19 protein-coding genes are annotated in these 19,874 nt (G+C 72.1%); 11 read left to right on the top strand and 8 right to left on the bottom strand.

Annotation, left to right across the window (positions count from 1 at the left end; translation table 11 throughout):
* Positions 1–60 precede the first annotated feature (60 nt).
* Positions 61–348 (bottom strand): hypothetical protein, encoded by a 288-nt coding sequence (locus EZH22_RS27765; RefSeq protein WP_203193564.1) that lies wholly within the window; start codon positions 346–348, stop codon positions 61–63.
* Positions 349–547: 199 nt separating this feature from the next.
* A complete protein-coding gene (locus tag EZH22_RS27760; RefSeq protein ID WP_269902895.1) occupies positions 548–973 on the bottom strand; it encodes an OsmC family protein in 426 nt (141 codons plus the stop codon).
* 279 nt (positions 974–1,252) lie between these two features.
* Here EZH22_RS27760 and EZH22_RS27755 point away from each other — a divergent pair, with 279 nt between their 5' ends.
* From EZH22_RS27755 to EZH22_RS27740, 4 genes are all read left to right on the top strand, one after another.
* Complete coding sequence (locus EZH22_RS27755) at positions 1,253–2,374, top strand: alkene reductase (protein WP_203193563.1); 1,122 nt, start codon at positions 1,253–1,255, stop codon at positions 2,372–2,374.
* A 240-nt stretch (positions 2,375–2,614) separates the two neighbouring features.
* On the top strand, positions 2,615–3,379 hold the full coding sequence (locus tag EZH22_RS27750; protein ID WP_203193562.1) for an SDR family NAD(P)-dependent oxidoreductase: 765 nt from the start codon (positions 2,615–2,617) through the stop codon (positions 3,377–3,379).
* 85 nt (positions 3,380–3,464) lie between these two features.
* Complete coding sequence (locus EZH22_RS27745; protein ID WP_203193561.1) at positions 3,465–5,021, top strand: class I adenylate-forming enzyme family protein; 1,557 nt, start codon at positions 3,465–3,467, stop codon at positions 5,019–5,021.
* A gap of 213 nt (positions 5,022–5,234) precedes the next feature.
* Positions 5,235–6,248 (top strand): LLM class flavin-dependent oxidoreductase, encoded by a 1,014-nt coding sequence (locus tag EZH22_RS27740; protein WP_203193560.1) that lies wholly within the window; start codon positions 5,235–5,237, stop codon positions 6,246–6,248.
* 21 nt (positions 6,249–6,269) lie between these two features.
* On the opposite strand, the gene EZH22_RS27735 is transcribed toward EZH22_RS27740, so the two are convergent.
* The 3 genes from EZH22_RS27735 to EZH22_RS27725 are packed head-to-tail and all read right to left on the bottom strand — an operon-like array spanning position 6,270 to position 9,087.
* The gene (locus EZH22_RS27735; RefSeq protein ID WP_203193559.1) at positions 6,270–7,289 is read right to left on the bottom strand and encodes a peptidoglycan -binding protein; all 1,020 of its coding nucleotides are present in this window, start codon (positions 7,287–7,289) and stop codon (positions 6,270–6,272) included.
* A 15-nt stretch (positions 7,290–7,304) separates the two neighbouring features.
* A complete protein-coding gene (locus tag EZH22_RS27730) occupies positions 7,305–8,381 on the bottom strand; it encodes a flagellar motor protein MotA (RefSeq protein WP_203193558.1) in 1,077 nt (358 codons plus the stop codon).
* A 58-nt stretch (positions 8,382–8,439) separates the two neighbouring features.
* Positions 8,440–9,087 (bottom strand): DUF938 domain-containing protein, encoded by a 648-nt coding sequence (locus tag EZH22_RS27725; protein ID WP_231711182.1) that lies wholly within the window; start codon positions 9,085–9,087, stop codon positions 8,440–8,442.
* A gap of 476 nt (positions 9,088–9,563) precedes the next feature.
* Here EZH22_RS27725 and EZH22_RS27720 point away from each other — a divergent pair, with 476 nt between their 5' ends.
* The 7 genes from EZH22_RS27720 (at position 9,564) to EZH22_RS27690 (ending at position 18,334) form a co-directional block, all read left to right on the top strand.
* On the top strand, positions 9,564–10,484 hold the full coding sequence (locus tag EZH22_RS27720; protein ID WP_203196808.1) for an AAA family ATPase: 921 nt from the start codon (positions 9,564–9,566) through the stop codon (positions 10,482–10,484).
* Between the two features lie 14 nt (positions 10,485–10,498).
* Positions 10,499–11,437: a DUF58 domain-containing protein gene (locus EZH22_RS27715; protein ID WP_203193556.1), complete on the top strand. Its 939-nt coding sequence runs from the start codon at positions 10,499–10,501 to the stop codon at positions 11,435–11,437.
* Entirely contained in the window at positions 11,434–11,949 is a 516-nt protein-coding gene (locus EZH22_RS27710) for a DUF4381 family protein (RefSeq protein WP_203193555.1), read from the top strand. Before EZH22_RS27715 ends, EZH22_RS27710 begins: the two co-directional genes overlap by 4 nt.
* Positions 11,946–12,977, top strand: coding sequence for a VWA domain-containing protein (locus EZH22_RS27705; RefSeq protein WP_203193554.1), 1,032 nt, complete (start codon positions 11,946–11,948; stop codon positions 12,975–12,977). Before EZH22_RS27710 ends, EZH22_RS27705 begins: the two co-directional genes overlap by 4 nt.
* Entirely contained in the window at positions 12,974–14,848 is a 1,875-nt protein-coding gene (locus EZH22_RS27700) for a VWA domain-containing protein (RefSeq protein ID WP_203193553.1), read from the top strand. The genes EZH22_RS27705 and EZH22_RS27700 overlap by 4 nt, the downstream gene beginning before the upstream one ends.
* 4 nt (positions 14,849–14,852) lie before the next feature.
* Positions 14,853–16,721 carry a BatD family protein gene (locus tag EZH22_RS27695; RefSeq protein WP_203193552.1) on the top strand — a complete coding sequence of 623 codons (1,869 nt, stop codon included), beginning with the start codon at positions 14,853–14,855 and terminating at the stop codon, positions 16,719–16,721.
* Between the two features lie 68 nt (positions 16,722–16,789).
* Positions 16,790–18,334 (top strand): PAS domain-containing sensor histidine kinase, encoded by a 1,545-nt coding sequence (locus EZH22_RS27690; RefSeq protein ID WP_203193551.1) that lies wholly within the window; start codon positions 16,790–16,792, stop codon positions 18,332–18,334.
* Positions 18,335–18,391: 57 nt separating this feature from the next.
* On the opposite strand, the gene EZH22_RS27685 is transcribed toward EZH22_RS27690, so the two are convergent.
* From EZH22_RS27685 to EZH22_RS27675, 3 genes are read right to left on the bottom strand one after another with little or no spacing between them, the layout of a single operon-like run.
* A complete protein-coding gene (locus EZH22_RS27685) occupies positions 18,392–18,955 on the bottom strand; it encodes an NADPH-dependent FMN reductase (RefSeq protein WP_203193550.1) in 564 nt (187 codons plus the stop codon).
* 50 nt (positions 18,956–19,005) lie between these two features.
* On the bottom strand, positions 19,006–19,293 hold the full coding sequence (locus EZH22_RS27680; RefSeq protein ID WP_203193549.1) for a YciI family protein: 288 nt from the start codon (positions 19,291–19,293) through the stop codon (positions 19,006–19,008).
* 9 nt (positions 19,294–19,302) lie between these two features.
* Positions 19,303–19,869, bottom strand: a complete 567-nt coding sequence (locus EZH22_RS27675) for a VOC family protein (RefSeq protein WP_231711590.1) — start codon at positions 19,867–19,869, stop codon at positions 19,303–19,305.
* Positions 19,870–19,874 lie beyond the last annotated feature (5 nt).

The raw sequence follows: 19,874 nt of genomic DNA, 5'->3' as shown, positions 1-19,874 counted from the left end.
AAACGGGGCCGCGCCGCGACCCCGCTTCTTTCAAACTCTATCTGTCTCGATGTGCCGGGATCAGTTGTCGTCCGCATCCCGGGCGGCGCCCCAGTGGGGATCGGCCGAGCTGAACGGGCCTTCGTTGGTGTAGTACGGCCCCGGCGTGCCAAAGGCGCTGGGCCGGCCGAGCCTGGCGGCTTCACGGGCGGCCGCGGCGCTGGAGGTGGGCACCAGCGATTCCTGCGCGGAGACAGCGTACTGCTCGCGATTCTCGGGACCGATCATCGGATCGGCGAAGGCCGCGCCGGCGGCGGAGAGCACGGTGGAGGCAAGGCCGATGGCAAGGATGGTGGACTTGATGGACATGGCAAACACTCCTTTCTGAGTGAAGCCATCCTAGCGCCCGACCCGCCTGAGCCTCAATTTTACTGTTGTCTATCAATAGCCTATGAAGATATGGCCTGCTCATACGGAAGTATCGAGCCCGCGCCGCGCCATCGCGCGGCGCCGCGAGCCGCCTCAGGTCCGGCAAGGAACCCGAGGCGCGTTCGCGACCCGCGTCGCGTCACGCCTCCAGCGTGGCGTCGAGGGTGATCGTCGCCTTGAGCAGCTTCGAGACCGGGCAATTGGCCTTCGCCTTCGCCGCCAGCTCCTCGAATGTCGCCTTGTCGGCGCCGGGAATGCGCGCCTTGAGGGTGAGGTGAACGGCGGTGATCGAAAATCCGTCGGCGAGCTTCTCGAGCGTCACGTCCGCCCGCGTCTCCATCTTCTCGGCCACCAGCTTCGCCTCGCCGAGAATGAGCGACAGGGCCATGGTGAAGCAGCCGGCGTGGGCGGCGCCGACCAGCTCCTCCGGATTGGTGCCCGGCTGCCCTTCGAAGCGGCTGGCGAAGCCATACGGATAGTCCGAAAGTGCTCCGCTCTCGGTGGAGATGGCACCCTTGCCGTCCTTGATCCCGCCCTGCCAGACGGCCTTTCCGAACTTGTTCATGTGCAGGCTCCTATGGTGACACGGATTGCGATCGACCGCGGCGGAGTAAACTCGGCCGGGGCCGTTGGTGTTCCCTCCGGCGCGAGCGTGAACCATCGTTCGCGGGCGGGGCACCGGCATGCGCCGTCCCGGACCATGCTCCGTCCCCTCACCTCATCCGGCTTCTGCGGGCCGTCGCGGTTCTCGGTGCTCTCCGGGCTCCCGAGCATGCATCGCCTTTGCGCGGCCCGCCCGCGGGACGGTAAGATGGGACTTCCGGTTCAACGAGGAGAATTGCCGATGACGACTGCTCTTTTCGAGCCCCTGCAGGTGGGGGCGATCAGCCTTGAGCATCGGGTCGTGATGGCGCCGCTGACCCGCTCGCGTGCGGTGGTGCCCGGCCACGTGCCCGGCCCGCTCACCGTGGACTATTACGCGCAGCGCGCCACCCGAGGCGGCCTGATCGTCTCGGAGGCCTCGCCCATCTCGGCCACCGCGCAGGGCTTCCCGACCACGCCGGGCATCTATTCCGGCGCGCAGGTCGCCGGCTGGCGCGAGGTGGTGCGCGCGGTCCACGACAAGGGGGGGCGGATCGTGCTCCAGCTCTGGCATGTGGGCCGCATCTCCCACCGCCTGCTCCAGCCGGAGGGGCAACTGCCGGTGGCGCCCTCGGCGATCGCGCCGCAGGGCAACGCCCTGGGTCCCGATTTCACCCCGGTGCCCTATGAGACGCCGCGCGCGCTCAAGACCGAGGAGATTTCGGGCATCATCGACGATTACGTGCAGGCGACGCGCAATGCGCGGGAAGCCGGGTTCGACGGGGTCGAGATCCACGGCGCCAACGGCTACCTGCTGGAGCAGTTCCTTCAGTCCCGCACCAACCACCGCGCCGACCGTTACGGCGGCTCCATGGAGAACCGCGCGCGGCTGATGCTGGAGGTGGCGCAGGCCGTGGTGGCCGCCTGGAGCGCGGAACGGGTCGGCATCCGGCTGTCCCCGTTCGGCGTGGCCAATGACAGCGGCGAGGCCGAGCCGCTGCCGCTCTACACCTATGTCGTCGGCGAGCTGGCCCGGCTGGGACTTGCCTACCTGCATCTCATCGAGCCCCGCGCCAGCGGCGCCGGGCGGGCGGATGTGGACCACAAGGGCGTCCCCGCGGCGGCGGAACTGTTCCGTCCGCTCTGGCCCGGCGTGCTGATCACAGCGGGCAACTTCCGTCCCGAGACCGCGGAAGCCTGCGTCGCGGCCGGCCATGCCGACGCCATCGCCTTCGGCCGCTACTTCATCTCCAATCCGGATCTGGTGGAGCGCATCCGCCGCGGCGCGCCGCTGACCCCCTATGACCGGGCGACCTTCTATGGCGGCGGGGCGAAGGGCTACACCGACTATCCGAAGCTGGCGGACGACCGCAGCGCGGCATGACCGAAGCGGGGAGGCGGGGCGGGCCGAAGCCGGCGGAGCCGGCCCGTCCCACTGCCGTGGCCATGGGAGCATGGTCCGGGAACACGGCCCGGGAACATGGCCCCGCCCGCGAGACTCTGCCTGTCGCTGGCCAATCGGCGCGCCCCCTGTTGAATTTGGCGCCGGTTTCCCCGATCAGGGCACGAGCCGAGCGCGCCGGTGAACGGGTCGCGCGGGACACCACGGGGAGGGTGCGGGCAGATGGCGGCGGATCTCGATCTTTCGGGCAAGGTGGCGCTGGTGACCGGCGCGGCGAGCGGCATCGGCCTGGCGGTGTGTCGCTCCCTTGCGGCCAAGGGCGCGCATGTGGTGCTCGCCGATCGCGACGGGACGGCGGCCCAAGCGGCGGCGCTGGCCCTGTCGGAGGCCGGCGGCAGCGCCTCCCCCCTCACGCTCGACGTGACCGACGAGGCCGGCGTGGCCGATGGTATCGCCTCGGCGGCGGCGGCGCAGGGCCGGCTCGACATCCTCGTCAACAATGCCGGCCTGTCCATCCGCAAGGGGGTGAGCGAGCTGTCCCTGGGCGAATGGGAACGCGTGTTCGCCGTCAACGTCACCGGTGCCTTCCTGTGCACCCGCGCGGCGGTGCCGGCGCTGAAGGCGCAGGGCGGCGCCATCGTGAACATCTCGTCGATCATGGGCCTGTCCGGCGGCGGGCCCTATCCCAACCCCGCCTACCAGGCGAGCAAGGGCGCGGTGGTGAACTTCACCCGCGCCCTCGCGGTGGAGCTCGCGCCGGCGCGGATCCGGGTGAACGCGGTGGCGCCCACCTGGGTGCGCACCCCCTTCATCGCGCCGCTGATGCAGGATCCCGAGCGCCTTGCCCAGATCGAGGCGCTGATGCCCCTCGGCCGCATCGCCGAGCCGGAGGAGGTGGCGGACGCGGTCCTGTTCCTCGCGAGCGGCATGGCGTCCATGATCACCGGCCATATCCTGCCGGTGGACGGCGGCTTCCTCTGCCGGTGACCAAGGACCCCCGCCGGGCGGCGCCGCGCGCTTTTTCCCCGCCGCCGTCTGGTGCGGGACGCCGGCGCCGGTCCATGATCGCCCCATGACCGACGCGCGCCCTTCCGCCCCCGCCCCGGCCGAAGCCGGGGTCCGCCCCGCCGTGCCTTTCAATCTCGCCCGCTACTGCCTCGCCGGCGGCGCCGATCCCCGGAAGCCGGCGCTGCTCGTGGCGGAAGGGCCGGACGGCCGCATCGTCGAAACCTGGACCTATGGCGAGATCATCGACGCGGTCGCGCGGGTGGCCGGCGGCTTCGGCGGCTACGGCCTTGCGCGGGGCGAACGGGTGCTGCTGCGGGTGGGCAACACTTCCACCTTTCCGCTGCTGTTCTTCGGAGCGATCGCGGCGGGCCTCGCCCCCATCCCCACCTCCACCATGCTCACCGACCGCGAGGTGGATCTCATCCTCGCCGATTCGGGCGCGCGCCTGGTGGTGGGCGACGGCTCCTGCGCCATGCCGACCGAGGCCGGGGAGGCCATCGTCCTCGGTCCGGTGGAGATCGGACGCCTGCGCGCCGCCTCGCCGGCGGACTTCGCCCATACGGATGCGGACGACCTCGCCTTCCTGGTCTACACCTCCGGCACCAGCGGCCGGCCGAAGGGGGTGGCCCACGCCCAGCGCGTCGCCCTCGGCCGCAGGCCCATGCGCGAGGGCTGGTACGGCCTTCGCCCGGACGACCGCCTGTTCCATGCCGGCGCCTTCAACTGGACCTATACCCTCGGCGCCGGCCTGATGGACCCCTGGTCCGTGGGCGCCACCAGCATCGTCCATCTCGGCGAGCGCCCGCCACAGGCCTGGCCCGACCTGCTGGAGGTGACCGGCGCCACCTTGTTCGCGGCGGTGCCGAGCCTCTATCGCCGCATCCTGAAATACGGGCAGGTCGCGCCCGGCCGCTTTCCGGCCCTGCGCCACGGCCTCACCGCCGGGGAGGCGCTCAAGCCGGCGCTCCATCGCGAATGGGTGGAGGCCACCGGCCGGCCCCTCTACGAGGCGCTCGGCATGAGCGAGATCTCCACCTATGTCTCCTCCGGCCCCCATGTGCCGACCCGCCCGGGAAGTCCCGGCCGGCCGCAGGCGGGCCGGCGCATCGCGGTGCTGCCGGTGGCGGGGGAGGGCCCCGATGCCGGCCAGCCGCTGCCGGCCGGGGAGAGCGGCGTCATCGCGGTCCACCGTTCCGACCCCGGCCTGATGCTCGGCTATTGGCGCCTGCCGCAGGAGACCGCCGCCGTCCTGCGCGGGGACTGGTTCCTCACCGGCGACGTGGCGCATTTCGATGCCGACGGCTACCTCTGGTACGAGGGCCGCGCCGACGACCAGATGAACGCCTTCGGCTATCGCGTCGCACCGGAGGAAGTGGAGCGCGCCATCGCCGAGCACGCCTCGGTGGCCGAGGTGGCCGTGAAGGAAGCCGTCTCGGGGGATGTCAGCGTGGTCACCGCCTTCGTCGTGCTCAATGCAGGGGCGGTGGCCGACGTGCCCGCTCTGGAGCAGCATGCGGCGGCCCACCTCGCCGACTACAAGCGTCCGCGCGCCTGGGTCTTCGTCGAGGCCCTGCCCCATACCGGCTCGGGCAAGGTGCTGCGCCGCGCGCTCCGGCCCTGAGAGGCCGATGGGGAGCGGAACGCTGCCCTGTCGGGCCGCCCGCCGCCAGCGTCCTGGTCGCGCCCGCCTGCGGCGTCTGCGCCGGCAAGATGGACGATGCCCCGCCGATGATGGGAGGCGGGGTGGTTTCCATCGGCCACCCGCATACCTATCTCCATGGCCTGATCCGCCCGGGCTCGTCGGCCGCGGGCCCCGTCCAGCTGAAGGCCCGTCATGGCATTTCGTTCCATCCTCGATCTCGTCCGCGTGCGGCAGGGTGCCGATGCGCGCCAAGCCCTCGACCAGGCCCGCGACCTCGCCGCCCATGCGGAAGACTGGGGCTATCGCCGCATCTGGGTCGCCGAGCACCACAACATGCAGGGCATCGCCAGCGCCGCGACCGCGGTGGTGGTGGCGCACATCGCCGCCGGCTCGCAGCGCATCCGGGTGGGGGCGGGGGGCATCATGCTGCCCAACCACGCGCCCATGGTGATCGCCGAGCAGTTCGGCACCCTGGCGCATCTTTTTCCCGGCCGCATCGACCTCGGCCTCGGGCGGGCGCCGGGCACCGACCAGACCACCATGCGGGCGCTGCGCCGCTCGCTCGCCAACGCCGACAATTTCCCCAACGACGTGCTGGAGCTGCAGGCCTATTTCCGGCCCGCGGGCGAGGGCCAGACGCTGCACGCCGTGCCGGCCACGGGGACGCAGGTGCCCCTGTGGATCCTCGGCTCCAGCACCTACGGCGCGCAGCTGGCGGCGGCCCTCGGCCTGCCCTACGCCTTCGCCTCGCACTTCGCGCCGGAGCAGCTGCTGCCGGCCCTCGACGTCTATCGCAGCCGCTTCCAGCCGTCGGAGCAGCTGGACCGGCCCTATGCCATGGCCGGCATCAACGTGGTCGCCGCCGACACGGACGCGCAGGCGCGCCGCCTCGCCACCACGCAGCAGATGTCGGTGACCGGCATCTTCCGCGGCGAGCGCGGCCTGAGCCAGCCGCCCGTCGACGACATCGACACCTACTGGTCGCCCCTGGAGAAGGCGCAGGCCCAGCGCTTCCTCGCCCGCTCGGTGGTGGGCGGGCCGCAGGCGGTGAAGGCGGGCCTGGAGGCCTTCATCGCCGAGACCGGCGTGGACGAGGTGATGATCGTCTCCGACGTGTTCGACCACGCCGCCCGCCTGCGCTCCTACGAGATCATCGCCGAGGTGATGCCCGTGGGCGAGGTGCCGCTCGACCGTTCGGCGCCGTGACGCCGGGGGCGGGCGGCACCGTCAGCGCTCGGTGAGCTTCAGCTCGATGCGGCGGTTGCGGGCGCGGGCCTCGTCGGTGCTGGCGGTGTCGATGGGCTGGTACTCGCCGAAGCCCGCGGCGATGAGATGCTGCGGGCTCACCCCCTTGCCGATGAGATATTGCACCACCGCGATGGCGCGCGCCGCCGACAGTTCCCAGTTGGTGGGAAACTGCGCCGTGGCGATGGGCCGGTTGTCCGTATGCCCGTCGATGCGCAGGGCCCAGGAAACGTCGGACGGGATGCTCTTCTCGAGCTCGAGGATGGCGCCGGCGAGCTTGTCCAGCTCCGCCCGCGCCTCGGGGCGCGGGGTGGCCGAGCCGGGATCGAAGAACACCTCCGACTGGAACACGAAGCGATCCCCCACCACCCGCACGTCCGGCCGGTTGCCGAGGATCTCGCGCAGGCGGCCGAAGAACTCCGAGCGGAACCGCGTCAGCTCCTGCACCCTTTGGGCGAGGGCCACGTTGAGCCTGCGGCCGAGGTCGGAAATCTTGGTCTGGCTTTCCACGTCGCGCTTCTCGGCGACGTTGAGCGCTTCCTCCAGCGCCGCCATCTGCCGGCGCAGCGCCGAGATCTGCTGGTTGAGCAGCTCGATCTGGGCGGCGGCGCGGGCGGCCACGTCCTTCTGCAGGTCGACCTCGCGGGAGAGGGCCCGGGCGCGGCCTTCGTCCGGCGCGGCGGGGACGGAGGAGAGCTGGCCGCGCAGGTGGTCGCGCTCGGCGTCGCTCGCCTCCAGCGACGCGCGCACGCCGGCGAGCTCGGTTTCCGTCGTCTGGCTGGCGGAGCGCTCGAGCGAGAGCAGCTCGGTCAGCTGGCGGATCTGCGACTGCAGGCGCTGGAGCACGTCGTCCTTGCCCGACATTTCCTGCGTCAGGAAGAACTGGGTGAGCATGAACACCGACAGCAGGAAGGTGAAGACCAGCAGCAGCGTGGACAGGGCATCCACGAATCCCGGCCAATAGTCGATGTGACGGTCGCGGCTGCGTCTGCCGAGGGCCATGGCTCAGCTCCCCCTTCAGCCCTTGCCCGGACCACGGGCGCCGGCGTCGGAAGGACCCTGCTCCAGGCGCCGGACGAGACGGTTCAATTCTTCCTGCTGGGCGCCCTGGGCGTCGATCATCTGCTTGAGCAGCGCCTGTTCCGACCGCATGTGGGTGACGAGGCCCTGAAGGCTCTCGGCCAGTTGCGCCATCGCGGTGGTGACGCGCTGCGAGCCGGCTTCCGCCACCGATTTCTCCAGCCGGCCGATGGCGGTGACGAGAGGGTCGATATCGATGACGGGCGGCGGCAAAGCGAGGGCCGGCGCCGCGGGTGCGGCGGCCACCGCCGAGGCGTAGCGCGGGGGCGGCGCGTCGCGCTCCCGCGCCGGCTCGTCGAGGTCGCGCACGGTGGTGGAAAGCCAGTCCTCGAGGTCGGTGTAGAAGCGGGTCTGGGCCTGCCCGGCCTGGAGGTCGAGGAAGCCCAGCACGAGGGACCCCGAAAGGCCGAACAGCGAGGACGAGAAGGCCGTGCCCATGCCGCCCAGGGGGGCGGAGAGGCCGGTCTTCATGTCCTCGAAGGTGGAGGCGGCGTCGGGCCCCACCTGCAGCGCGCCGATGACCGAGCCGATGGAGGAGACCGTCTCCAGGAGGCCCCAGAAGGTGCCGAGCAGGCCGAGGAAAACCAGGAGGCCGGTGAGGTAGCGCCCCATGTCGCGGCTCTCGTCGAGCCGGGTGCCGATGGAATCGAGGATGGAGCGCATGGTCGACTGGGAGATGGCCATGCGGCCGATCCGGTCCCCGAGCAGCGCCGCCATGGGCGCCAGCAGCGTCGGCGGGCGCGCCACGGCCAGGCCCGGATCGGAGAGGCGGAAGGAATTCACCCAGTCCACCTCCGGAAACAGCCGGGCCGCCTGCCGGATGGAGAGGATGATGCCCACCGCGAGCACGCCGAAGATGACGCCGTTGAGCCCCGGATTGTTGAGGAAGGCGCTGAAGATCTGCCGGTGCAGCACCGCCGCGAGTGCCACGCACAAGGCGAGGAAGACGATCATCCGCACCAGGAAGATACGGGGGGACGATACCTTGATGAAGGGATCGACGACGCGCGCCATGTTCGCTCCTGAGGCGGTGCTTCCGCTGTCCGTTCCGGCTTCCGTGCTGTCGCCGGGACTATGGCACAGCGCCGGTATCCGGCGAAACCGTCATGCCCTTGCGGAAGATGAGAGAAAGATTGTTGGCCGGCATCTGTTCCACCCGCACGAGCGTCAGGCCCTGGCCGGCGGCGCAGGCCTCCACGTCGGCGAGGTGGCGCAGGCCCCAGCGCGAATCGTTGCGCTTGAGGTCCTGGTCGAAGGCCTCGTTGCTGGCGGCCGTGGGCACCCCGGTCTGGCGGAAGGCACCGTAGATGAAGAGCAGTCCGCCCGGCGGCAGGCGCCGGCCGGCGCCGTGCATCAGGCCCTGCGTGGCCTCCCACGGGCTGATGTGCAGCATGTTGACGCATACGATCGCATCCACCGGACCCACCGGCCAGTCGCCCGCGGCGGCGTCGAGGGCGAGGGGCGGGCGGAGGTTGGGCAACCTCTCCGAGGCGAGCCAGGCGGCGATCGATTCGCGCGCCTGCGGCGAGGGGTCGGATGGCTGCCAGGTCAGGTGCGGCAGCCGCCGGGCGAAATGGACCGCGTGCTCGCCGGTGCCGCTGGCGATCTCCAGCACCACGCCGGACGGGGGCAGGAGCGGCAGCAGCAGGTCGCCGATGGGGCCGCGGTTGCGGGCGACGGCGGGCGCGGAGCGCCGGGCGTCGGAAGGTGCGGAAGACACGAAGGGGACCTTTCCGGCAGGGGAGGGCGATCCTGCACCCGCCATGGCGCGGGCTCAACCGGTCCCCGGTTGCCGCCCGGCCGATGTCTCATCCGGACAGGCGGTGGCCACGGCCGGACGCGGCGGACATTCCCGCTCCCGCGAGCGGGAATGATGATTTCCGCAGTGCCTTTCTGTCAAATAAGCCCGCGCACCGGACCCGGTTGCCGCTCCGCGCGGCTTGACAGCGCGAAAAATCGGCGCAGGCACAAGTTTGGCTTGCTGCAGTGCGACGTTCGCACCGCTATAAGGAGCCGGTACAGCCGAGACCGGACAAGGCCTTCATGACATCGAAACGCGACGCCGCCTTCGCCCCCGGGGTCCTTGCCACGGGCGCCCCCGCACCAGGCGCCTTTGCGCCGGGCGCCTTCGCGAAGGCGCGGCCGGCGTTGGACCGCGTGAGCCTCCACCAGGCCTTCGACGAGCTCGCGGCCTATATGAATGCGTGCATCCTCGGCCAGCCCGCCTTCGTGGAGCTGCTGCTGATCGCGGTGCTGGCGGACGGGCACCTCCTGGCGGAAGGCGCGCCGGGGCTGGCCAAGACCAAGGCCATCAAGGCCCTCGCCCGGGCCATCGACTGCACCGACCAGCGCATCCAGTTCACGCCGGATCTCCTGCCCTCCGACCTCACCGGCACCGACATCTACCGGCCGGAGGACGGCTCGTTCCGCTTCCAGCGCGGGCCGGTGTTCAACAATTTCGTCCTCGCCGACGAGATCAACCGCGCGCCGGCCAAGGTCCAGTCGGCGCTGCTGGAGGCCATGGCGGAGCGGCAGGTCACCGTGGGCGGGGTCACCTATCCGCTGCCCGACCTGTTCCTGGTGATGGCGACGCAGAACCCCATCGAGCAGGAGGGCACCTATCCGCTGCCCGAGGCCCAGCTCGACCGCTTCCTCCTGCATGTGAAGATCGACTTCCCCGACGTGGCCGCCGAGCGGGAGATCCTCCGGCTGGTGCGCGGCGAGGCGCAGGGGGAGGCCATCGAGTTCGGCGACCCGCTGGCGCAGGAGGTGGTGTTCGCCGCCCGGCGGGAGGTGCTCGCCACCCACATGGCCGAGCCGGTGGAGGAATACCTGCTGCAGCTGGTGCAGGCGACCCGCCGCCCCGAGCTCTACGGCGAGGACCTCATCGGCCTCGTCACCTATGGCGCGAGCCCGCGCGGCACCATCGCCCTCGACCGCTGCGCCCGCGCCCATGCCTGGCGGCGCAAGCGCGCCTATGTGGTGCCGGAGGACGTGCAGGTGATCGCCAGGTCGGTGCTCCGACACCGGGTGGTCATGACCTTCGAGGCGGAGGCGGACGGGGTGACCAGCGACGACTTCATCGAGACGCTGCTCGCCCGGGTGCCGGTGGGCTGAGCGGGGCACAGGTCATGGCCGTCCCCGATCCCCTCTTCGGCGTCGTCGCGTCCCTCGGCGAGCTGGTGGCGACGCGCCCGCGCGTATCGGGTGGATTTGCCTCGGGTGGAAAGGTGCGGGCCTACCAGTATGGCGGCCATCGCTCCGCCTATCGCGGCCGCGGCATGGAGTTCGAGGAGGTCCGTGCCTACCACCCCGGCGACGATATCCGCACCATCGACTGGCGCGTGACCGCCCGCACCGGGCGCACCCATACCAAGCTGTTCCAGGAGGAGCGCGAGCGGCCGGTGCTGATCCTGGTGGATGCGCGCGGCGCCATGCGCTTCGGCACGCGCGCCTGCTTCAAGTCGGTGCTGGCGGCGCGGGCGGCGGCGCTGCTCGCCTGGGTGGGCATCGCCGGCGGCGACCGGGTCGGCGGGCTGGTGCTGGCGCCGTCCGGAATCACCGCCTTCAAGCCGGAGCGCAGCCGGCGGCGCATCCTCGGCTTCGTGAAGCGGGTGGCCGAGGCCACCGCCGAGCCGGCGGGCGGGGCGGAGCCGCGCTTCTCCGAAGCGCTCCTGCGCCTGCGCCCCATGGTGCGGCCGGGGACGCTGGTGTTCCTCATCAGCGATTTCTCGGACCTCGACGCCGCCGCCGTGCGCGAGGTCGAGCACCTGTCCCTGCGGGGGGAGGTGAAGGCGCTTCTCGTCTTCGACACCTTGGAGACGTCGCTGCCGACATCGGGTGTCTACCCGGTGTCGGACGGCGTGTCGGTCGCCCGTCTGGAGGTGGGGCGGCCCCGGGCGCGCGCCGCCTACGCCGCGCTGTTCGCCCAGCGCCGGGAGAAGGTGGAGAGCCTGTGCCGCGAGCGCGGCATGGCCTTCCTCGCCCTCGATACCGCCGAGGACCCGGCCGATATCCTCCACCCCGGCCGGCTGCGGGCGCGGGCGGCCGGGACGCGGCCGGCGGCATGACCTCTCCCGTTCCATCCGCGCCGGTTCCGGCGCCATCCGCGACCCCCGCCGCCACCGGGGCCTTGCCGGGCCTGCGGGACATCCATCCCCCGCCCGACGTGCCGTTCTGGCCGCCGGCGCCGGGATGGATCGGCCTTGCGGCCCTTCTGGTCCTGGTGCTGCTGGTGCTCGCCGTGCGGGAATGGCGGTTTCGCCGGACGCTCGCCTACCAGGCCCTCAGGGAGTTCGACGCCCGCGCCGGCTCGGCCCCGGCGGGGGACGCGCGCGCGCTCGCCGCTGCCGCCTCCGGCGTGATGAAGCGCCTCGCCCAGGCGGGGGAGGGCAAGGCGATGGTGCAGACCGGCGACGACTGGGCCGCGTATCTGTGCGCCGGCAAGGCCGGTTTCGATGCCGAGACCGCCGCCTTCCTGGCGCTGGCCCCCTACCTGCCGCCCGATGCCGGCGCCGCGCCGCCCATCGATCCGGCGCGCCTGTCCTCCGCCGTGCGGCGCTGGATCCGGGCGCGCGCATGATTTCCCTGCAATGGCCCTGGATGCTGGCGCTGCTGCCGCTGCCGCTGCTCGCGCGCCTCCTGCTGCCGCGCGCGCCGCTGCGCCGCGACGGGGCCCTGCGGGTGCCCTTCTTCGCGGCGCTGGCCGGAGCGGGCGTCGCCGATGCGGGGAGCGGGGCCTGGCGCGGCGTGCGCCTCGCCGTGCTGGCGCTCATCTTTGGGCTGCTCGTGGTCGCTGCCGCGCGTCCGGTGGTGCTCGGCGCGCCGGTCCCCCTCGAGACGGACGGGCGCGACGTGATGCTCGTGCTCGATGTCTCCCTCGCCATGGGGGCCAACGATCTTCCGCGCGACGGCCTGCCGAGGGAGCGGCTGCGCGTGGCTAAGGCCGCGCTCGAGACCTTCATCGCCGCGCGCGGCGGCGACCGCATCGGCCTCGTGGTGTTCGGCAACCGCGCCGCGCTCCAGGCGCCGCTCACGCTCGACCATGGCGCCCTGCGTGACCTCGTCAACGAGGCGACGGTGGGCATGGCGAACGATCCGAGCGTGCCCGGCACCAGCGCGCTGGGCGACGGGGTCGGCCTTGCCGTCAGGCGGCTCCAGGGGCACCAGGCCGAGGAGCGGATCCTGGTGGTGCTGTCGGGCAGCCCCGGCGATGCCGGCTCGCTCTCGCCTCTGCTGGCGGCGGAGATCGCCCGTTCCGAGGGCATGAGGATCCACGCCGTCGGGATCGCATCCGACGCCCTCATGCCGGGCGCCTCGCCGCCTCAGATGATCCCGGTCTACCTCGACGAAAAGCTGCTGGAGGGCGTGGCGACCTCGTCCGGCGGTCGGTACTTCCGCGCCCGCTCGGCCGAGGATGCCACCAACGCCCTGGCGGAGATCGACAAGCTGGAGCCGGTGAAGGGCGCGTCGCAGTATTTCACCCCCGTCACCTCGCTCTATTATTGGCCGCTGGGCGCGGCCATCGGGCTCAGCCTGCTGTTCGCCTTCGTCCTGCTGCTGCCCGGCCTGGGCCGCAGGCCGCTCGCGGCGGCCGGAGGCGAACCATGAGCGGCGCGGATTTTCACTTCCTGCGCCCGCTGTGGCTGATCGCGCTCGTGCCGGCGGCGCTTCTGGCGGTGTTGGTCTGGCGGCGCATGAGCGCGGGGCGATCGGACTGGGCGCGCGTCGTCGATGCCCATCTCCTCGTGCATCTGGGCGCCGAGGGCGCGGGGGCCATGGCCCGCTGGCCGGTGCTCCTGCTTCTCGCCGGCTGGGCGGCCGCGATCCTCGCGGCGGCGGGGCCGGCCTGGGAGCGGGTGCCGGCCCCCGCCCCGGACCGCATCGAGCCCCTGGTCCTGGCCATCAGCCTGTCCTCCACCATGAAGACGGCGGACGAGAGCCCCACGCGCCTCGGCGCGGCCCGCTACAAGGCCGTCGACGCGGTGGGCCGCATGCGCGGGGGCGAGGTGGGGCTCATCGCCTATGCGGACGTCCCGTTCGTGGCGGCGCCGCTCACGGTGGACCTCAAGACGGTGACGAGCCTGCTCCCGGATCTCGACGCCAGCGCCATCCGGGCCCTGTCGGTGCGCCCCGACCGGGCCATCGAGAAGGCGGTGGCGCTGCTGAAGGGGGCGGGGGCCCGCGGCGGCCGCATCCTCCTGTTCGCCGACACGGCCGGGGACGAGCCAGACAAGACCCTTGCCGCGGCCCGCGCCGCCGCGGCGGGCGGCTACGAGGTGAGCGCGATCGGCCTCGGAGCGGGGCAGGGGGCGTCCGGCGCCCTGTCGCCGGCCGGCGAGGGCCTTGCCGCCGTGGCCACCGCCGGCGGTGGCCTGTTCTCGCCGCTCACGGTGGACGATCGGGACCTCGACGCGCTGCTCGGGGCCGATGGTCCCACGGTGCCGAGCCTTGCGGGCTCCGGGGCGCAGGGCGGCGATGCCTGGGTGGAAATGGGGCCGTTCCTGCTGCTGCTCGCTCTGCTTTTCGCACCGTTCGCCTTCCGCCGCGGGTGGGTCGCGGTGGTGCTCCTGGCGCTGCTGCCGGCGCTTTTCGCACCCCGGGCCGAGGCTGCTCCCCTCGATGCGCCGCAGAGCTGGGACGACCTGTGGTCGCGCCGGGACCAGCAGGCGGCCGCCGCGTATGGCCGGCAGGACTATGGCGAGGCTGCGCGCCTCTCCACCGATCCGGCCCTGCGCGGCGCCGCGCTCTACAAAGCGGGCGACTATGAAGGGGCGGCCGCCGCCTTCGCCGAAGTGCCCGGCGGCAGTTATAATCGCGGCAACGCGCTGGCCCGCGCCGGCCGCCTCGCAGAGGCGGTGGCCGCCTATGATGCGGCCCTGGCCGCCGATCCCGCCAATGCCGACGCCCGGACCAACCGGGAGGTGGTGGAAAAGGAGATCGAGCTGCGCAAGCCCCTGCCGCCCCCGCCGGAGCCGCCGCCGGAGAAGGGCAACGGCAAGGGCGGTTCGCCGCCGTCCGGCGGCGGTGCCGATGGCGGGGACCCGCAGCAGGACAAGCCGGCGGATGGCCAGCCGCCGCCGCGCGCGCAGGCTCCGCCCGACGCTCCGCTGCCGCCGCCGGCGCCCCTTCCGCCGCGCCGTCCGCCCGAGCTCGCGAGGGGCGCCCCACCCGCTCCTCCGCCGGCGGCTCCCCCGCCGCCGGCCGCGCCCGCTTCCGCCCCGCCGCCCGCGGACCGGCCGCCGGAACCGTCTTCCGAGCAGAAGGACACGACGTCCGCGCAGGTCGCGCCCACGTCGGACGGGCGCCAGACGGTGGTGCGGCCGCCGGACCCGCTGAAGCCGCCGGCGTCCCTTGCGGAAGACCGGATGCTGCGCGAGCAATTGCTGCGCATAATCTCCGACGATCCCGGCCAACTGCTGTCGGCGCGGATCAAGTCACATTATTCGGGGGTCCCGCTCCGCATGTATGATGGGAAGTGAGGCCGTGCGCCGCCCGCCCCGCCGCGCCATGGTCCAGGCGCTCCTGCTGCTGCCCCTGCTGCTGCTGGCGGCCCCGTGCGCCGCGGCCGCTGCCCTGAAGGCCGAGGTGATCAACCCGCCGGTCAATCTCGGCGATACGTTCGAGCTTCTGGTCAGCCTGCTGGGGAGGGACAGCCTGGAGCCCCCCAACACGGCGCCGCTCGCCCGGGATTTCGACATCCTCGACCGGGTCAAGGCCGGGCGCAGCGCCATGGTGGACGGACGGGAGACGCCGGTCACGCTCTGGCTCATGACGCTGGCGCCCAAGCGCGCGGGCCGCCTGACCATTCCCGCCCTCAGCGTGGGGAGCGAGACCACCGCGCCGATCCAGATCGTGGTCGCCCCCGGCCCCGTCGCCGGGCCGCCGGACGACGGGCCGGTCTCCATCCGGGTGGATGTGGCCGGCACGCCTCCCTATTTCGCGCTGAGCGACATCCCGGTCCGCGTGCGGGTGTTCGATCGCGTGGGCGCGGCGACCTCCGAGCCGCCGCCGCCGCCGATCGCGGATGGCATGCCGCTCGCCTTCGAGGGGGCATGGCGCAGCTATTCCCGCACCTTCGGCAGCCAGCGCTACCGGATCATTGAGCGCCGCTACGTGCTGCGCCCACAGCGCGAGGGCGTCGTCACCATCCTGCCGGTGCCCATCGTCGTGTCGCTCCCGCCCGCATCGGCGACGGATGCCCCGCGACGGGTGGAGCTGCGCTCCAGTCCCGTGGAGGTCACGGTCGAGCCGCGCCCGGACGGCGTCGCCGGATGGTTCCTCCCCGCCCGCGCGGTGATGCTCACGCGGGTCTGGTCGAGCCCCCTGGCCCAGGCCAGGGTGGGGGGCGCGCTCACCTCCACCATCACGCTGGCGGCCCTCGGGGCGAGCGCCAACCAGCTGCCGTCCCTCGCCATCCCCGAGGTGGAGGATGTGCGCCAGTATGCGGAGGAAACGAAGCGCGAGCCGGCCATGGTCGACGGCGCGCCCGGCGCGATGATGGAGATGCGGGTGTCCGTGGTGCCGACGCAGGCGGGCACGGTGACGCTTCCCGCCCTCTCGGTGCCCTGGTGGAACACGCAGGCCGGCCGGGTGGAGATGGCGGTGCTGCCCGAGCAGACCTTCACCGTGGCGCCTTCCGCCGCCCGCCCGGGCCCGGCCGCCGCGAGCCGCTTCGCGGGGTCCGCCGCGACACGCGCGGTTCCCCCCATGGCCGCCGCGCCGGCCGCCGGGGGCCCGCCCGTCCGCGCCGGCTCGGACACCGGGGCCGTCGCCGCGGAAGCCCCGGACATGGGGACCGGCATCGGGCTGCGGGCCTCGCGGTTCCTGCAGTCGCTGGTCGCCGGCGGCATGCGCGAGGGGCTGATGGCGGCCGGCGGCGCCGTCGTGATCGCCATGGGCGTGTTCATCGCGCTCCGGCTCCGCCGTCCTGGCACCGGCCCGGCGGCGGCGCCCGCCGTCGCCGCCCGTGGGCGGCCGGAGCGGCGCCCGGCGGCGCGTCCGGTGGTTCGTTCGGGCGGCGGCCTTTCACCGGGCGCAACGGCGGTGCCGGGCGATGCCGCCGTGCGCGCGCTCGAGGCGGCCTGCCGCGCGGGGGACGCGGCCGGCGCGCATCGCGCCTATCTCGCGTGGCGGCGGAGCCTGTCCGGGGCGGCCCCCGGCGCGGCGCCGCTCACGCCGGAGATGACGCGCGCGCTCCAGGAGGTCAGCCGGCACCTTTACGGCAGCGCCGCCGGCGGCTGGGAGGCGCGCGACTTCCGCAAGGCCTTCGCCGTCGAGCGGCGCGCAGCGCGCCGGGGCCACGCGCGCGCATCCGCCCCGCGCCTCGCTCCGCTCTATCCCGGAGCGCGCTGAGGCGGGGCGTGGGCGGAACGCATTTCCTTCCGCAGCGTTTTCTGCTGTTGACAGCCGCGGAGGTGGACGTGAACGCACATATGGGTTCGTGGCTCGACGAGAACGAGCGCTACCGGATCCTGATCGACGCGATCACCGACTACGCCATCTACATGCTGGACCGCGACGGCCACGTCGCCAGCTGGAACGCCGGCGCCGAGCGGTTCAAGGGCTATCGCAGCGAGGAGATCATCGGCCAGCACTTCTCCCGCTTCTACACGCCGGAGGACCAGGCCGCGCAGCTGCCGCTCCGCGCGCTCACCCTCGCCACCACCGAGGGGCGGTTCGAGAACGAGGGCTGGCGCGTGCGCAAGGACGGCAGCCGCTTCTGGGCGCAGGTGGTGATCGACCCCATCCGCGCCGCCGATGGCGAACTCCTCGGCTTTGCCAAGGTCACGCGGGACCTCACCGAGCGCATGGAGGCCCAGGCGGCGCTCGAGCACGCCCGCGACGCCCTCTTCCAGTCGCAGAAGATCGAGGCCATCGGCCAGCTCACCGGCGGCATCGCCCACGATTTCAACAACCTCCTGATGGTGGTGCTGAATTCCATGGAGCTTCTGGCCCGGCGCATTCCGTTCGATCCGCGGGTGACGCCGCTCATCGAGAATGCCCGGCAGGCGGCCCTGCGCGGGTCGTCCCTCACCCAGCGCCTGCTCGCGTTCGCGCGGCGTCAGGAGCTGAAGCTTGAGGCCATCGATCCGGCCGAGACGGTCCACGGCATGCTCCAGCTGCTCCAGCATTCGCTGGACCCGCGGATCCAGATCAGGCTGGATCTGGCCTCGCCGCTGCCCTTCGTGAAGTCGGACGCCAATCAGCTGGAGACGGCGCTGCTCAATCTCGCGGTGAACGCCCGCGATGCCATGCCCGACGGCGGCACGCTCCTCATCCGGGCGCACACGATGCATCTGCCGTCCGCCCCGGAGCAAAGCCTGCCCGTGGCGGAATATGTGTGCATCACCGTGGCCGACACCGGCATCGGCATGGACCCGGCGACCCTGTCCCGGGCGCGGGAGCCCTTCTTCACCACCAAGGGCATCGGCAAGGGCACCGGGCTCGGCCTTTCCATGGTGCAGGGCCTGATCGGGCAGTCCGGAGGGGAACTGAAGATCGCCAGCACGCCCGGGGTGGGCACGCAGGTGACGTTGTGGCTCCCCTCCACCACCGAGGCCCGGACCGACGCCGACAGGTTCGACCATGTGGCCGCCGAACACGGGACGAGGACCTCGGCCCGCGTCCTCCTCGTCGACGACGACGAGCTGGTGCTGGTGACGGCGAAGGCCATGCTCGAAGACCTTGGGCACGTGGTCTGCGCCGTGGGCTCGGCGGCGCAGGCGCTCGAGCTGCTGCGGCGGGGCGAGACCTTCGACCTCGTCATCTCGGACCATGCCATGCCCGAGATGACCGGCTTGCAGCTGGCGCGTGAAGTCCATGCCGCCTGGCCCCGCCAGCCGTTCGTGCTGGCCACGGGCTACGCCGAATTCGCCAGGGACGACACGAGGAACCTGCGCACCCTGATGAAGCCGTTCAACCTGGCCGGCCTGCGCGCCCTCGTCGCGGAGGTGCGCGGCGGCTGAGGCCGGCGCGTCGCGGCATGGCGCGCCGTTTGGTCCGCCACCCCCGCCGGACCAGTCTCAGCGCAGCCGAGCGGTCCAGGCGGCCAGGGACTTCAGCAGCTCGCGGATGAAGTCCTTCGTCGGCTCGTCGGTGAGGACGCCGGCGGCGTCGAACTTGGTCTGGGCGGCGCCGATCATGACCTCCGGCTTGTTGACCGGGAAGGCGTTGAGGAAGACCAGCATCTGTCGCAGCTGATATTGCGCCCGGGCGGTGCCCAGCACCCCCATGCTGGCGCCCATGATCGCCACCGGCTTGTTGTCGAACGGCGGGCTCGGCGGGCGGGAGGCCCAGTCGATGGCGTTCTTGAGCACGCCGGGGATGGAATAATTGTATTCCGGCGTCACGAACAAAATCGCGTCGGCGGCCGAGAGCTGGTCGCGGAAGCGCTGCACCTGCGGCGGATAGCCGGCGAGGCGGACATCGTCGTTATAGTGCGGCAGGTCGCCGATCTCGGCGGTTTCGATGGTCATGCCCTCGGGGGCGAGGGCGATGGCCGCCTTCAGCGCGGCGGTGTTGTAGGAGGCGGCCCTGAGGCTGCCGGAAATTCCGACGACGCGCACCGGGCGTATTTCGCTGGTCATGGGTCTTGAGATCCGCGGATGTGAGGGAAGGCGAAGGTGTCAGGACGGCGTCAGCCCTGGCGCCGGAGGAAGCCGGTGATGGTCACGCGGTCCCAGATTCCGGCCTTGTGGAACGGGTCGGCGGCGTTGAACCGCTCCACGGCGGCGCGGTCAGGGGCCTCCACGAGGAAGAGGCTGCCGATCATGGTCGCGCCGTCGTCGGCCACCAGCGGGCCGGACATGACGATGGCGATGCCGAAGGTCGAGGTATCGGACAGGAAGGCCTTGTGCGCCTCGTAGTGGGCGAGGCGTGTGTCGAGCGCGCCGTCGCGGTCGAGGGCGTGGATGGCGAACAGCATGTGTCTTCCTCAGGCTGGTTCTGGATGCGGTGCGGGGTGCGGGTCCGCCGGACGCGCGACGAAGACCGGCGGCTCGGTCATGCCGGGCTGGGGCCAGTTGGCGAAGATCTCGGCGTAGCTGTGCGAGATGATCTCGATGACATTGCCCCAGGGGTCCTCGCAATAGACGAGCTGCCAGGGGCGGCCCGGAACGAACACGGTGGGGGCGATGCGCTGGCGCCCCCCGGCCGCGACGATGCGCTCCGCCATGAATGGCACGTCGGGATGGGTGAAGCACAGATGCCAGGGCCCCGGCCGCCAGTACGCCATTTCGCCATCGCGATCGGCCACCGGCGGCTCGATGAACTGGAACAGCTCGATGCCGGTGCCGTTGGCGGTGAGCAGATGCGCCTGGTAGGCCCGCGCGAAGCGCGGGCCGAAGATGGAGGGCGTCTCGTGCGTCGCCGCCGAATGCGCCTCCAGCAGGCGCGGCCCCATGATGTGGGTGAGGCCGAGCACGCCGCCATACCAGTCGATGGCGGCGAAGATGTCGGGCACCGTGACACCCGCATGGTTGAAGGCGAGGGGTGCGAGCATCACGG

This window comes from Xanthobacter dioxanivorans, from assembly GCF_016807805.1.
In the GTDB taxonomy this organism is placed as follows: domain Bacteria; phylum Pseudomonadota; class Alphaproteobacteria; order Rhizobiales; family Xanthobacteraceae; genus Xanthobacter; species Xanthobacter dioxanivorans.
Note: the sequence above shows the minus strand (reverse complement) of the source record. Positions and strands in the feature narration are given on the sequence as shown.

What these genes read in the sequence shown, in the direction of transcription:
- EZH22_RS27765 (WP_203193564.1), bottom strand. Translation starts at nt 348, where the DNA reads ATGTCCATCAAGTCCACCATCCTTGCCATCGGCCTTGCCTCCACCGTG.
- EZH22_RS27760 (WP_269902895.1), bottom strand. Translation starts at nt 973, where the DNA reads ATGAACAAGTTCGGAAAGGCCGTCTGGCAGGGCGGGATCAAGGACGGC.
- EZH22_RS27755 (WP_203193563.1), top strand. Translation starts at nt 1,253, where the DNA reads ATGACGACTGCTCTTTTCGAGCCCCTGCAGGTGGGGGCGATCAGCCTT.
- EZH22_RS27750 (WP_203193562.1), top strand. Translation starts at nt 2,615, where the DNA reads ATGGCGGCGGATCTCGATCTTTCGGGCAAGGTGGCGCTGGTGACCGGC.
- EZH22_RS27745 (WP_203193561.1), top strand. Translation starts at nt 3,465, where the DNA reads ATGACCGACGCGCGCCCTTCCGCCCCCGCCCCGGCCGAAGCCGGGGTC.
- EZH22_RS27740 (WP_203193560.1), top strand. Translation starts at nt 5,235, where the DNA reads ATGGCATTTCGTTCCATCCTCGATCTCGTCCGCGTGCGGCAGGGTGCC.
- EZH22_RS27735 (WP_203193559.1), bottom strand. Translation starts at nt 7,289, where the DNA reads ATGGCCCTCGGCAGACGCAGCCGCGACCGTCACATCGACTATTGGCCG.
- EZH22_RS27730 (WP_203193558.1), bottom strand. Translation starts at nt 8,381, where the DNA reads ATGGCGCGCGTCGTCGATCCCTTCATCAAGGTATCGTCCCCCCGTATC.
- EZH22_RS27720 (WP_203196808.1), top strand. Translation starts at nt 9,564, where the DNA reads ATGAATGCGTGCATCCTCGGCCAGCCCGCCTTCGTGGAGCTGCTGCTG.
- EZH22_RS27715 (WP_203193556.1), top strand. Translation starts at nt 10,499, where the DNA reads ATGGCCGTCCCCGATCCCCTCTTCGGCGTCGTCGCGTCCCTCGGCGAG.
- EZH22_RS27710 (WP_203193555.1), top strand. Translation starts at nt 11,434, where the DNA reads ATGACCTCTCCCGTTCCATCCGCGCCGGTTCCGGCGCCATCCGCGACC.
- EZH22_RS27705 (WP_203193554.1), top strand. Translation starts at nt 11,946, where the DNA reads ATGATTTCCCTGCAATGGCCCTGGATGCTGGCGCTGCTGCCGCTGCCG.
- EZH22_RS27700 (WP_203193553.1), top strand. Translation starts at nt 12,974, where the DNA reads ATGAGCGGCGCGGATTTTCACTTCCTGCGCCCGCTGTGGCTGATCGCG.
- EZH22_RS27685 (WP_203193550.1), bottom strand. Translation starts at nt 18,955, where the DNA reads ATGACCAGCGAAATACGCCCGGTGCGCGTCGTCGGAATTTCCGGCAGC.
- EZH22_RS27680 (WP_203193549.1), bottom strand. Translation starts at nt 19,293, where the DNA reads ATGCTGTTCGCCATCCACGCCCTCGACCGCGACGGCGCGCTCGACACA.
- EZH22_RS27675 (WP_231711590.1), bottom strand. Translation starts at nt 19,869, where the DNA reads ATGCTCGCACCCCTCGCCTTCAACCATGCGGGTGTCACGGTGCCCGAC.